Below are 13,282 nucleotides of genomic sequence, written 5' to 3'. Positions count from 1 at the left end.
ATAAAATGCGACGTAACTGCTGGGTTGCTTTCCGCGGGCACTTCAGATACGTGCTTTTCCCGCAACGAGTAAGACATCAACCTGCATTTTAAGGTACGTCGTAGTTTATAGAAATAAAAATAAAATTGTTTATAATTTGGTTCGAATATCCCATAATTCTGGAAAGAAATAGTGTTCTAACACTTTTTTTAGATAGCCAACACCTGAGGAACCGCCTGTTCCTGTCTTATGGCCGATAATCCGTTCTACGGTTTTCATGTGTCGGAAACGCCATTGTTGAAATTGGTCTTCAATATCGACCAGCTTTTCGCCAAGCTGGTATAGATCCCAATATTTGTTTACGTTTTTATATACTTCCATCCAAGCCTGTTCTACAGTCGCATCTTTTTCGTATGTTTTGGAAAAATCACGTTCCTGAAGTTCCTTATTAATTGGGAAGCCTTCTTTTGCCAATGCTTTAATCGCAACATCATATAGCCCTGGGTTATTGTATGCTTTTTCCAAGATCGCATGCAACTCAGGGTCTTTTTCGTAAATTTTCAGGATGAATGGTGTTTTATATCCGAGAACAAATTCAACCAGACGATATTGATAGGATTGAAAACCGGAAGCATTTCCCAGGCTGTCACGGAATTCCATATATTCAGCCGGAGTGAGTGTTGACAATACGTCCCAACCTTGAATAATTTGTGTTTGTATTCTGGAGACACGTGCCAGCATTTTAAAGGACGCCTGCAAGTCATGGCGCTCGATTGCGGCAATTGCTCCCTGAGTTTCATGAATAATCAATTTCAGCCAGAGTTCGCTCACCTGATGAATGATGATAAACAACATTTCATCATGGTGTTCGGAAAGTCTTTTTTGACTTGATAATAATGAGTCAAGCTGCAGATAGTCCCCATATGTCATTTTTTCCTTGAAATCAGTATGGATTCCTTCTTCTGATCGAAATGTATCTTTCGAGTGCTTTTCGGTCATAATTCGCTCTCCTTTTCCTCAATCGGGCGAAGCACCGCCCGGACTGGACTGCCATCAGCACCGTTAATGGAAAGCGGCAATGCAATCAATTCATACACACCTGTGGATACGTGGTCAAGCATAATATTTTCCAAGATATTAATGTCATGCTTATATAGTGCATGATGTGTAGCCAGATTTTTACTATCAGCTGCATCAACGGATGGCATATCAACCCCAAGTAATTTCACACCTTTTCCCTTCAAAAAGGGGGCTATATCCGGATCCAGGTATGGAAAAGTCTCTGGAAAGCGTTTAGGATCATTTTTTAGGGATGTGTGCAAAAGAACTCTCGTTACATATTCCCATTCAAACTCCTGTAGAACATCGGCAGTTATTTTTTCCGTATTGCTGACATCAAGGACTACCGCTTTGCCGATATAACGGTCAAGGTCAAGCTGTTCCACTGTTTTTCCATTCGAGTCGTAGTGAAAAGGTGCATCAATATGTGTCCCGGTGTGCAGACTTCCTGTCATTTGGCCAATATTAGCGGAGCCTGTTTCCAGCTTTGTAAACGTAAGCTCATAGGAAAATGGGGTATCTCCTGGAAAGTGGGCCATGTCATTCGTTAGCGGTTGTGAGATATCAATCCACATTGTCATGCAATTTCACCTCGTTTGTTTTCAAATTTTTTATAGGTTTCTTCACGCATAATTGTTTTTAAAATTTGTACTGCTCTCCATACTTCTTCAAAGGTGTTATACAGAGCAACAGGAGCAAGCCTGATACCGTTCGGATTACGAAAATCAGGAGTGACCCCGTTTGCTTTAAGGGCCTTGCAGATACGTGCAGCTTCCGGATGTTCGAGAAAGACATGACCGCCGCGTGTTGCTTTATCACGTGGGTTTGCAATCGTGAAATCATAGTCGGCTAACTCCGTTTCAATCAGTTCCATTAAATAGTTCGTCAAAGCTAGTGATTTGTTGCGAATCAGGTCCATACCGGCTTCCTGAAACATCTCCAGCGAACCAAGCAATGGAGCTGCACTTAACACATGTGGTGTTCCGATTTGATATGCCCCCGCGTGTTCCGCCGGAGTAAGGGTATGTTCCAAATCAAACTGCTTATCTTTTGCAGAGCCGAACCAGCCTGCAAGCCCGGGCACTTTTCCGAAGTGTTTTTCGTTTACATATAGGCCTGCGACACTTCCCGGTCCGCCGTTTAAATGTTTATATGTACACCAAAAGGCAAAGTCCACGTCCCAATTCGATAATTGGTGAGGAATGGAACCAATGGAGTGGCATAAATCAAACCCAATCAGAATACCGCGCCTATGTGCTTCAGTTGTCAATCTTTTCATATCCAAAATCTGACCGCTTCGGTAGAGCACACCAGGCAATACGATAAGTGCCACCTCATCTGACATGCAATTAATAATCTCTGTCGTTTCCAGCGTATTTCCGTCATTACTTTTCACCTGGATAAGATGCTCCTCCGGATTCAAGCCCTTTAGCTGTAGCTGGCTTTTTATTGCATAAATGTCAGAAGGGAAGTTAAGTTCATCGGCGATAAACTTCGTCTTCTTCCCATCAGGTTTGTAAAATGTTGCCAGGAGCTGGTGCAGGTTCGTTGTTGTGGACCCGGTGATAATCACTTCTTCCGGTTTCGCTCCAACTAAGGAAGCACTTATTTCTCCCAGATTTTCCGATAAGTAATACCAAGGGTGATTTCCTTCTGACCACCCATCGATGGCATAATCTTTCCAGGAGTTCATTAGCTTTGTTACAGCTTTTTCTGCACGTTTGGAGAGGAGACCTAGTGAGTTCCCGTCAAAATAAATATTGTCATCCGCTATATAAAATTCGTTTCGAAAGTTTTTCAGCTCATCCTGTTCGTCCAATTGCTGTGCATAAGCCTTTTCTGCGTTCATATTTTGATCCCCTTTTACATATATTCCTGTATCTTCTCATTCTAACAAATAAAGATCATTTTTTCGTATAAATATGCGGTTTTTAAAATAAAATTAAATATCGGAACAAACCATCTGTGTTTTTCGAATAGTTGTAAATGTAAAAAAACTGATTTATAATTGAATCAGATACTTGACATGATGTTACGTATATTATAAGTGGGGGTTAAAAGATGTCTTTTGTTTCGGACAAAGTGAAAAATCTGCCGCCATATCCATTTTCAGCGTTTCAGAAGAAGAAAAGGGAGCTGGAGGATGAAGGGGTAGATGTCATCGACTTGGGAATCGGGGCTCCGGATTTACCTGCACCTGAATTTGTATATAACAAATTGGTGGAGGAAGCGAAGAAACCAGACAACCATCGATATTCCGCTTATAGTGGCTGTAGTGAATTTAAAGAAGCCGTTGCAGCGTTTTATCAAAAATATTATGGCGTCAATGTTGACCCGGAATCAGAAGTTTTGGCATTAATTGGATCCAAAGAAGGCATTGCCAATTTGATTCAGGCAATAATTAATCCAGGTGATACCGTATTGCTCCCAGACCCGGGCTATCCAGTTTACAGCGCTGGTGTGCATTTAGCAGGTGGAAGAAGTGTTTCATTCCCATTGGATGGGAACCATGGTTTTATTCCAAGTTTTGGGCAGTTGGCAAAAGATGATGTAAAGCAGGCGAAGCTGATGTTCCTTAACTACCCCAGTAATCCAACAGCAGCAACTGTCGAATTAGATACTTTTGTGAAAGCGATTACATTTGCAAAAGAAAATAATGTCGTTATCGCTAATGATGCTGCATATGGGCTGGTGACTTTTGACGGCTACAAATCACCAAGTTTGCTGCAGGTACCGAATGCGAAAGAGGTTGCATTAGAATTCGGGTCTCTATCCAAGAGCTTTAACATGACAGGGTGGCGGATCGGCTATGTTGTCGGAAATAAAAAAGTCATTCAAGCTTTAGCAACACTGAAAAGTAATATGGACACCTCGCAATTCTTACCAATTCAAAAAGCTGCTGCTACAGCATTGAGAAGTGACCTCTCGACAGTACAAGCAAATAACGGCATATACAAAGAACGGATGGAAAAATTACATGCTGCTTTAATGAAACTTGGGATTTCAGCGGAAAAGCCGAAAGGAACCCTCTTTTTATGGGCAAAAGTTCCAGCAGGTTCCAATTCGATTGATTTTGCTACCACATTACTGGAAGAGGCAGGGATTATTGTGACCCCGGGTAATGCCTTTGGTTCAGCCGGCGAAGGCTTTATTCGAATTGCATTAACCGTATCATCAACCAGATTGGATGAAGTTATCAAGCGTTTGACGCAACTTGGTATTGGAGGTGAATAATGGATGAAAAGGCAAATGGCTGTAATGACTGGGGCACAGTCGATTGTGGTATGTATGAAAATGGAAGGAATCAAGCGGGTGTTCTGTGTGCCTGGAGAAAGCTATCTCCCTGTACTCGATGCACTTTATGACGAACCTTCGATTGATGTCATTTCAACCAGGCATGAGAGCGGTGCCGCATTTATGGCGGAAAGCTATGCAACATCTGTCTTAAAGCCGGGCGTTGTTTTTGCCACTCGGGCGGTTGGTGCAGCAAATTTATCCATCGGTGTTCATACTGCATACCAGGATTCTACACCCTTGGTCGTATTATTAGGTCAGGTTCATCAGAAATTCAGGGGGAGAGAAGGCTTTCAGGAAGTGGATTTGGATCAATATTTTGCTCACATTGCAAAATGGACTGTTGAGGTGAGGGATGCTGAACGTATGCCGGAAATGATTCAGCGTGCGTTTCGAATTGCCCAGTCGGGGAGACCTGGACCAGTTATTGTATCACTACCTGAGGATGTACTTCCTGAGGAAGGGCAAATGGAATTCGGTCCTGTTTCAGGGAGGCCGATGCCTGCACCAGCTTCAGGTGAAATAGTAATGGTGGAAGACCTTTTCAATAAGGCAAAAAAACCATTGATAATCGCTGGCGGTGGTGTGAAAAGCGCAAAAGCAGAAAGATTACTGGTACAGTTTGCGGAAAAATATCAGCTTCCAGTTCTTACGGCATTTCGTCGTCATGATGCTTTTCCAAATGATCACGGTTTATACGCAGGTCACCTTGGTCTTGGGACAAATAAAAGAATCCTTCAGACTGTTAAAGAAGCGGATGTGATTATCGCATTAGGTACGAGGCTTTCGGAAGTCACTACACAGGATTATTCAATCATTACATCCGATAAAAAACTGATTCATGCGGATATTTCCTATGACACAATTGGTAAAGTGTTTGCTCCAGATGTGGGAATTGTTGCCGATATGAAAGAAACACTACAGGCGCTTCTTCAGATGAAGGTGGAGGTGACCTGGGAAAACTGGGCAGTATGGAGACGGCAGGCATATGCTGAGGTGAGCAGCTTAGAAGTGTCAGAGGATGATGTGATTAATAAGCAAATTATCGCAAAGCTGGAACAAAAGCTGCCGAAAGATGCGTTATTAACAACAGATGCAGGTAATTTTGCCGGATGGTTGCATGCTTTTTATCCATTTAGGAAGCAGCATACATTTGTTGGACCTACATCAGGTGCAATGGGGTATGGGATGCCTGCAGCAATTGGCGCAAAGCTTGCTTTCCCGGATAAAACCGTAGTCTCTTTATCCGGTGATGGAGGGTTTATGATGACCGTCCAGGAACTGGAGACGGCAGTCAGGTATCATATTCCGGTCATAAGTCTCGTTTTTAATAATAATATGTATGGTACGATCCGTATGCATCAGGAAATGCATTATCCAAAAAAGGTAATGGCTACTGAACTAGGGCAGGTTTCTTTTAAAGACTTAGCAATCAGTGTAGGAGCAGATGGTTATTTAGCAGATAACATCACTGATTTTGAACATGCTCTAGAACAGGCACTAAGCAGGCAACACCCTGCAGTGATCGAAATCAGGACAGATAAAGAACAAATTTCTGTTTCCTCAACGATAGCACAAATCCGAAAACGACAAGGGAAATCATAAAATTTAGGAGGTTTTTTTCATGGCAGTAACACTTGAAACTCAAAAACTAGCAAATTTTATTGATGGAGAGTGGGTAGGTGTGAAGGAGTCTACCCCTGTTATCAATCCGGCAACTGGCGGAGAAATTGTTCAAGTACCTTTATCTGGTAATGAGTATGTTGAAGATGCTGTAGCAGCAGCGGAAAAGGCTCAAAAAGAATGGGCACTGGTACCCGCGCCACAGCGGGCTGAAGTACTTTATCAGGTTGGCTATCTCATGAGGGAGCGCAAGGAAAGACTTTCTCAATTGTTAACAATGGAAAATGGAAAAGTTCTTGAAGAAGCGCGTGGGGAAGTCCAGGAAGGTATCGATATGGCCTTTTACATGGCCGGGGAAGGACGAAGGCTTTTCGGTCAAACCACACCAGCGGAATTAAAGGATAAATTTGCAATGAGTCAGCGAGCTCCAGTTGGTGTCGTTGGTATTATCACCCCATGGAATTTCCCAATTGCGATTGCAACATGGAAATCATTCCCTGCAATTGTTGCTGGAAATGCAGTGATTTGGAAACCTGCGACCCAGACACCAATTATGGCCTATGAACTTGCGAAAATCTTTGAAGAAGCAGGTCTGCCTAACGGAATTATGAACGTCGTGTTTGGGGCAGGATCTACTGTTGGAGATGCGATGGTCCATCATGACGCGATCCGGGTTATATCATTTACAGGATCAAATGATACAGGAAGGAATATTGCCAGTGAGTGTGGCAAACAGCTGAAAAAGGTTTCCCTGGAAATGGGCGGAAAAAATGCTGTCATTGTGATGGATGATGCTGATCTTGATCTGGCTGTGGAAGGTATTTTATGGAGTGCTTTTGGAACGAGCGGCCAACGCTGTACAGCATGCAGCCGTGTGATAGTTCACGAGAAAGTGAAAGAAACATTGCAAGAACGGTTACTTGCAGCAATGACAAAACTGACGATAGGCAATGGGTTGGATGAATCGATAAAGGTAGGGCCAATCATAAACAAATCCGGTATGGATAAAATTAAGTCATATATCGAGATTGGCAGGGATGAGGGAGCTAAATTACTTGCAGGTGGCTATGAACTGAGTGAAGGGGATCATAAGAATGGATACTATTTTGCCCCTACGTTATTTTCAGATGCTACCGCAGATATGCGTATTGCCCAGGAGGAAATATTTGGACCGGTCGTTTCATTGATTCCGGTAAAAAACTTTGAAGAAGCAATTGAGGTGAATAACGGAGTAACATATGGACTTTCAAGCTCTATTTTCACACATGATGTAAATCGTGTCTTTAAAGCACAGCGGGATCTCGATACAGGTATTGTCTATGTGAATGCGGGAACAACAGGTGCGGAGATTCATCTGCCATTTGGTGGCACAAAGGGTACAGGAAATGGGCATCGGGATTCAGGTGTGCAGGCATTAGATGTATTTACAGAATGGAAAGCGATTTACGTCGATTACAGTGGAAAACTTCAACGTGCACAAATTGATGTGGAGTAAAGAGGATTTTTTAGCAGTTAAGAAAGTATAAAACTTTCTTACTGCATAAGTGAGGGCTTTGACAATTCGTCTAAAGGCTTGGGCGTTTAGCCAAGTTTTCTAAGAATTTAAGAATGTCTTCCTTACTTCATAAGTCCAGGCTAAAGCTTGAAGATAAATAAGGTTTTCTAAAAAAGGGAATACTTTTTTGCGAGGGGTGGATCGTATGAAGATAGGTGTGCTAGGCTCTGGTTTAATGGGGAAAGAAGTGGCGCGCGATCTGGTTGCAAGTGAGGAAGTGACTGCTGTCGGCCTGGCAGATATCAATATTGACGGTGCCCGGAGAGTCGTCAGTCAGTTAAACTCACCAAAACTGAAAGCATATCAGGTAAATGCCAGTGATGAGGCAGACCTTGCAAGTTATATGAAAAAGTTCGATGTAATCATTAATGCATTATTTTATTCTTTTAATGAAATTGTCGCGAAAACAGCCATTCAAGTTGGTGTTAATTCCGTGGACCTCGGTGGACATATTGGACACATGACTGATAAAGTTCTCACAATGAAGGAAGAGGCAAAAAAGGCAGGAGTGACACTTATACCCGATTTAGGTGTGGCACCAGGGATGATTAATATACTATCAGGACACGGGGCAGGTAAACTGGATAAGCCAAAGTCTATTCAACTATATGTTGGAGGAATTCCTGTTAAACCTGATCCACCATTTGAGTATAATCACGTATTTTCCATGGCGGGTGTATTTGATCATTATACCGATCCTTCGCTGATTATTCGTAACGGAATAAAACAGGAAATTCAATCATTAACAGAGGTAGAACGTGTTTACTTTGAGAAATTTGGGCCGTTGGAAGCATTCCATACCTCTGGTGGTACCTCAACCCTGTCACTGTCCTACCCGTACCTGGACACTCTGGAATATAAGACGATAAGATATCCGGGGCATGCCGAGAAATTCAAATTACTTGTTGATTTGAATTTAACACGAATGGATTACGAAGTGGATGTGAACGGAGAAAAAATCAGCCCGCGTGAAGTGCTGTTGAAAGTACTTGATCCTATCGTTGAACTGGGTGAAAAAGATGATGCTGTCTTACTTCGAGTCATCGTATCCGGTGAGAAAAACGGTGTACTATCAACCTATGAATATGAAATGACAACATATAAGGATCGACATACAAATGTAACAGCAATGGCCAGGGCCACTGCGAACACGATATCGGCAGTCGCTCAAATGATTGGAAATGGAACAATTGATAAAAAGGGTGTTTATCCACCAGAGCAGATTGTTCCAGGGGAAGTTTATATCAGGGAAATGGCTAACCGTGGCGTGACAATTCAAGAAGTGAAAAACCAAACGAAGGCTGGGTTAAATATGTAGAGGTAGTAAGGGATAAAATAAATACTGTGATGTGTAAAAGCACCGTATGTATCGGTGCTTTTTCAGCAGTTAAGAAACCAACATGGCAGCTATAGCATAAGTTTTCGAAGATGGTATAATCTTTACTCCCTATCGTCCATTGGCTTTCCGTTTTCATACGGTTTCAGTATGCCATATAGTGTCTCGATGACAGGAACATTCACCTCGTACTTCCCAGCTAAACGTAGTGCCCCTCCATGTAAATGCTCGACTTCTATAGAAAGCCCTTTTCTCATATCCTGATGCATGGAAGATGTCGCTTCTTGTGGAAAACCTTTTAACCTGTTTGCCATCTGTTCCACTTCTTGTTCTGTTAAATCAATACCCTCTTTTTCTGCGAGCATTTTCATTTCATAGATTACTCTTTTAGCAGTGACAAACGTAGCCTCGTTCTCAGATATAAAACCTGCCGGCAGATTCATTGCTGAAGTAATTCCAGAAAACGCTGTGATAAATATGTACTTTTTCCACATATGCTTTCGTATGTCTTCTTCCCTTAGAATATTCGTCTTGACAAGACCCTGAAGCTTCTCTAATTGTTCGCATATATCTGCTTGCTCGTTATGAAGAGCACCAAATTTTATCGCACTACCACCACTGGTATGATTTACATGACCCTGTTCATTCAGTGTTGCAATAATAGAGGCAAATCCTCCCAACACTTTTTCTTTGCCAATGGCTTGCTGTAGTCTTTCCAACTGCTCTACACCATTTAGCAAAGGAAGCACGAATGCCCCCGTCTGGCGAACAATCATCTGAACTTGCGGTATAACTTGATCAAGGTGATAACCTTTTACAGCAAGGAGCACGACATCTATATTTTTGACTTCCTCAGGCGATGTGTAGACAGTTATATCTCTTTTTTCGAAATTTCCTACTGGGCTGTTTATTTTTAATCCCTCTTTTTTTAATTGAGCACTCCGTTTTTCTCTCACAAAAAAAGAAACATCTTGTCCTGCTTCCAACATTCTCCCACCGAAATAAACGCCCAAAGCTCCTGCGCCTTGTACCAATATATTCATAATAGAACAGCCTCCCCATCTCTTTTCTACTAATGTTACCATTGATAAGTTGGCAATCCCACCATTCTGTTTTGTCCACGAAATGGAGATGCTGCTTACAATGTTAGAATAAAATTGCATACGGATAGTTCATGCAATTTTTCAAGAGGTCTCATTTCTTTTTACTATGATATGATGAATATATATTCTATATAGGCGGGAGAGGAAGCAGAAGATGAATACTGTATTTATCGCCGGGCATTCCAGGTTACCTGCAGGGATGGCAGCAAAAAGTATGTATGAAACATTGACAATCACGGCGGAAATCGATAAGAAATATGGTGTGATTGTTGCAGCAAATTGTACTTTAGCAACAGCTCATGGGAGAGAATTTATCCAGCAGCTGCTCCGTGGTCACAGTTTACAAGATGGTATTGACAAGCCGATTGAAAAAGTGAAAACACATTATCTCGGAAAAGCAGGTGGCGCACTTGCTTCAGCTTTAAAAGACTTATATAAACAGTACGAAGCACATGCGGAAGGGTTAGCAAGGTAGGTATCAAGCGAGTATGGCTGAATCGAGCAACAGCGCATTAAAATAGAGCAGAAGTAACTTGAAATCGGGTGGCGCCTGTTCAAATCGAGCGACAGCGTGGATACCACGCTCGTTTTTCGATAGAGATATATGCTCGATATAAAGGCTTTCTCACTTGGAATAATCAGCCATCCGCTCGATTCAGACGATATATATCTGAGGACCTTGATAGTGCTACCCAAGGTCCTCAAGCGTGGAAAAAATTTATCTACTTCTCCAAAGCCGGAAGCATTTTATTGAGTTTTTTATCCTGACGATAACCCAGAACATATTCTGCCTGCATTATTGTGTGTACTTCGCGGGTTCCTTCGTAAATAACAGGTGCTTTGGAATTGCGCAGATAGCGTTCTACAGGATACTCATCTGAATACCCGTATGCCCCGTGGATTTGTAAGGCGTCATCCGCTGCCTTATTGGCAAAATCACATGCTTGCCATTTGGCGAGGGATGTTTCCCTTGTATTTCTTTTTCCTTGATTTTTTAATTCACCTGCGCGATATACAAGCAGACGGCTCATCTGAAATCCAGCCTCCATTTTAGCGATCATCTGCTGAACAAGCTGGTGTTTGCCAATCTCTTTTCCGAATGTTTCTCTTTCATGCGAATAGTTGACACTTGCTTCTATACAGGCCATGATTTGCCCTACTGCCCCTGCAGCCACGGTGAAGCGGCCATTATCAAGGGCTGCCATCGCAATTTTAAATCCTTCCCCTTCTTCTCCAAGCAGGTTTTCTTTTGGAACTTTGACATCTTCAAAAAAGATCTCTCCCGTATTTCCGGAACGTATGCCATGCTTGCCTTTAATAGCTTTGGAAGAAAATCCCTCCCATTCACGTTCTACGATGAAGGCAGAGATGCCTTTATGCTTTTCAGACCTGTCTTTTGTATAAGCAAAAACAAGAAAGTGATCTGCAATATCACATAAGGAAATCCACGTTTTTTGTCCATTTAAAATATAATAATCTCCTTCTTTTGCTGCTGTTGACTGCATTGCGGCTACATCGGATCCTGCACCTGGTTCTGTCAATCCGAATGCGCCAATTTTATCTCCCATCGCCTGTGGGGTAAGGTATTTGTGTTTTTGTTCTTCTGTTCCCCATTGTAAAAGCGTCATGCTGTTTAATCCGGTGTGAACGGAGACTGCGGTACGAAAAGCGGTGTCTCCACGCTCCAGTTCTTCACAGACAATCGCCAGTGAATTATAATCCATCCCACTTCCGCCATATTCCTCTGGGATACATACACCCATTAAGCCTAGCTCAGAAAGCTTTGGAAGAAGGGAAGGATCAAATTTTCCCTCCCGGTCCCAATCGGCAATGTATGGCATAATCTCCTTATCTGTAAAACTTCTAACAGTTTGACGCAGCATATTTTGTTCTTCAGTAAAATCAAAATTCAATGCAATCATCTCCTAATCTTTTATTTATTTTGTTTCTCCCAGTATCTCTTCATTATGCTCACCTGCATCTGGTGGATGATGTCTCACTTGTACTGGAGTCCGGGACAGTTTCAGAGGATTTCCAATCATTTTAATCGACCCTGCAGTCGGGTGCGTGGCATCAATAAACATGTCACGCGCATGCAGCTGCGGGTCTTTGGCTACTTCATCAATCGTCTGGATAGGACCACATGGTATATTGTTTTTACGGCATTCTTCCAGCCAATAAGCAGTCGGCTTTTTTATCAAGACTTCCTGTAATAATGGAACTAATTCGCTGCGATGCTGTACACGGTCAGAGTTTGATAGAAATCTGGGATCCATACTGTATTCGGGTTTGCCCAGAATGCGGCATAACGCTTTGAACTGATTGTCATTACCAACAGCGATAACCATATCACCATCAAGGACGTGGAAGGTCTGGTATGGAACAATGTTCGCGTGATGATTACCGAGAGCCTCCGGTGTTTTGCCAGACATTAAGTAATTACTTCCGATATTGACTAGGGAACTGACAGCAGAATCATACAGGGAAAGATCAAGCTTTTGTCCCTTATCTGAAATTGTACGTTCCAGTAAAGCTCCCTGAATGCCAATACAAGCGTATAAACCAGTTAAAATATCAGTAATTGCTACACCGACTTTCTGAGGGCCGGAAGTTTCATCACCGGTTATACTCATTAGTCCACTCATTGCCTGAATGATAAAATCATAGCCGGGCATATCCTGATAGGGGCCTGTTTCACCAAAACCGGTGATCGAGCAATAAATAATTTTTGGATTGATTGCTTCAAGTGTTTCGTAATCTAGACCAAAACGCTTCATCGTACCGGATTTGAAATTATTGATGATGACATCACTCTCTTTTACAAGCTGTTTGATTGTATTTATTCCATCATTCGATTTTAAATCGACGGTAATGCTTTTCTTATTCCGATTTGCGCAAAGATAATAGGCACTTACATCATTCTGAAAAGGAGGGCCCCACTTGCGAGTTTCGTCACTGCCACCCGGCGCCTCTACCTTGATGATTTCCGCACCCAGATCGCCAAGAATCATGGTGCAATAGGGACCTGCAAGGACTCGGGATAAATCGAGAACTTTGATATTTTCCAAAGCACCAGCCAATTTGTAGCCTCCTCTCTCTATATTATGGAATAAAAAAGCCAGTTCAAATTGATTACAGGGGAATCTGTAATTCAACATGAACTGGCTTTTATCTGTTGGAACAGCTCTGGAATGGAACTGTAAACAGATTAGGCAGTCGGTTTTTGATTTGATTTCACAAATTAACCATGTGTTTAACGCATGTAGCACTTTGACATGATTTATTAACTTTATTGTACATGAAATTGAATGATATGTAAACGGTTTATTTTAA

General features: G+C 42.2%; 11 protein-coding genes. 5 read left to right on the top strand and 6 right to left on the bottom strand.

All coding sequences use genetic code 11. From position 1 onward, the window contains the following. Nucleotides 1–129: 129 nt before the first annotated feature. Genes kynA through kynU form a run of 3 tightly spaced genes read right to left on the bottom strand, consistent with a single transcriptional unit; the run spans nt 130 to nt 2,887 of the window. The gene (gene kynA, locus ACZ427_RS13520; RefSeq protein WP_461176516.1) at nt 130–978 is read right to left on the bottom strand and encodes a tryptophan 2,3-dioxygenase; all 849 of its coding nucleotides are present in this window, start codon (nt 976–978) and stop codon (nt 130–132) included. Beyond that, entirely contained in the window at nt 975–1,619 is a 645-nt protein-coding gene (gene kynB, locus ACZ427_RS13515) for an arylformamidase (RefSeq protein ID WP_461176515.1), read from the bottom strand. The genes kynA and kynB overlap by 4 nt, the downstream gene beginning before the upstream one ends. Then, the gene (gene kynU, locus ACZ427_RS13510; protein WP_461176514.1) at nt 1,616–2,887 is read right to left on the bottom strand and encodes a kynureninase; all 1,272 of its coding nucleotides are present in this window, start codon (nt 2,885–2,887) and stop codon (nt 1,616–1,618) included. The genes kynB and kynU overlap by 4 nt, the downstream gene beginning before the upstream one ends. 212 nt (nt 2,888–3,099) lie before the next feature. On the opposite strand from kynU, the gene ACZ427_RS13505 reads away from it, so the two are divergent. The 4 genes from ACZ427_RS13505 to ACZ427_RS13490 all read left to right on the top strand — a co-directional run bounded on the left by ACZ427_RS13505 (nt 3,100) and on the right by ACZ427_RS13490 (nt 8,828). Beyond that, entirely contained in the window at nt 3,100–4,272 is a 1,173-nt protein-coding gene (locus ACZ427_RS13505; protein WP_461176513.1) for an aminotransferase class I/II-fold pyridoxal phosphate-dependent enzyme, read from the top strand. A gap of 3 nt (nt 4,273–4,275) precedes the next feature. After that, a complete protein-coding gene (locus ACZ427_RS13500; RefSeq protein ID WP_461176512.1) occupies nt 4,276–5,937 on the top strand; it encodes a thiamine pyrophosphate-dependent enzyme in 1,662 nt (553 codons plus the stop codon). A gap of 19 nt (nt 5,938–5,956) precedes the next feature. Continuing rightward, nucleotides 5,957–7,450 (top strand): aldehyde dehydrogenase family protein, encoded by a 1,494-nt coding sequence (locus tag ACZ427_RS13495; RefSeq protein WP_461176511.1) that lies wholly within the window; start codon nt 5,957–5,959, stop codon nt 7,448–7,450. A gap of 205 nt (nt 7,451–7,655) precedes the next feature. Continuing rightward, a complete protein-coding gene (locus ACZ427_RS13490) occupies nt 7,656–8,828 on the top strand; it encodes a saccharopine dehydrogenase family protein (protein WP_461176510.1) in 1,173 nt (390 codons plus the stop codon). Nucleotides 8,829–8,950: 122 nt separating this feature from the next. Here the strand turns inward: ACZ427_RS13490 and ACZ427_RS13485 are convergent, their stop codons facing one another. Next, on the bottom strand, nt 8,951–10,009 hold the full coding sequence (locus tag ACZ427_RS13485; RefSeq protein WP_461176509.1) for a ketopantoate reductase family protein: 1,059 nt from the start codon (nt 10,007–10,009) through the stop codon (nt 8,951–8,953). Nucleotides 10,010–10,103: 94 nt separating this feature from the next. On the opposite strand from ACZ427_RS13485, the gene ACZ427_RS13480 reads away from it, so the two are divergent. Continuing rightward, entirely contained in the window at nt 10,104–10,424 is a 321-nt protein-coding gene (locus tag ACZ427_RS13480; protein WP_461176508.1) for a DUF3870 domain-containing protein, read from the top strand. A gap of 247 nt (nt 10,425–10,671) precedes the next feature. Here ACZ427_RS13480 and ACZ427_RS13475 read toward each other — a convergent pair whose 3' ends face one another. Together ACZ427_RS13475 and ACZ427_RS13470 are read right to left on the bottom strand one after the other, a co-directional pair. Then, nucleotides 10,672–11,862: an acyl-CoA dehydrogenase family protein gene (locus ACZ427_RS13475; RefSeq protein WP_461176671.1), complete on the bottom strand. Its 1,191-nt coding sequence runs from the start codon at nt 11,860–11,862 to the stop codon at nt 10,672–10,674. 24 nt (nt 11,863–11,886) lie between these two features. Then, nucleotides 11,887–13,029 (bottom strand): CaiB/BaiF CoA transferase family protein, encoded by a 1,143-nt coding sequence (locus tag ACZ427_RS13470; RefSeq protein ID WP_461176507.1) that lies wholly within the window; start codon nt 13,027–13,029, stop codon nt 11,887–11,889. Nucleotides 13,030–13,282 lie beyond the last annotated feature (253 nt).

Source organism: Virgibacillus ainsalahensis (assembly GCF_055380755.1).
The sequence above is the reverse complement of the archived record's forward strand: the minus strand, read 5'-3'. Positions and strand labels throughout refer to the sequence as shown.

Coding starts and splice junctions, on each gene's coding strand:
- ACZ427_RS13485 (WP_461176509.1), bottom strand. CDS start 10,009: ATGCAATTTTATTCTAACATTGTAAGCAGCATCTCCATTTCGTGGACA.
- ACZ427_RS13490 (WP_461176510.1), top strand. CDS start 7,656: ATGAAGATAGGTGTGCTAGGCTCTGGTTTAATGGGGAAAGAAGTGGCG.
- kynU (WP_461176514.1), bottom strand. CDS start 2,887: ATGAACGCAGAAAAGGCTTATGCACAGCAATTGGACGAACAGGATGAG.
- ACZ427_RS13505 (WP_461176513.1), top strand. CDS start 3,100: ATGTCTTTTGTTTCGGACAAAGTGAAAAATCTGCCGCCATATCCATTT.
- ACZ427_RS13500 (WP_461176512.1), top strand. CDS start 4,276: ATGAAAAGGCAAATGGCTGTAATGACTGGGGCACAGTCGATTGTGGTA.
- kynA (WP_461176516.1), bottom strand. CDS start 978: ATGACCGAAAAGCACTCGAAAGATACATTTCGATCAGAAGAAGGAATC.
- ACZ427_RS13480 (WP_461176508.1), top strand. CDS start 10,104: ATGAATACTGTATTTATCGCCGGGCATTCCAGGTTACCTGCAGGGATG.
- kynB (WP_461176515.1), bottom strand. CDS start 1,619: ATGACAATGTGGATTGATATCTCACAACCGCTAACGAATGACATGGCC.
- ACZ427_RS13495 (WP_461176511.1), top strand. CDS start 5,957: ATGGCAGTAACACTTGAAACTCAAAAACTAGCAAATTTTATTGATGGA.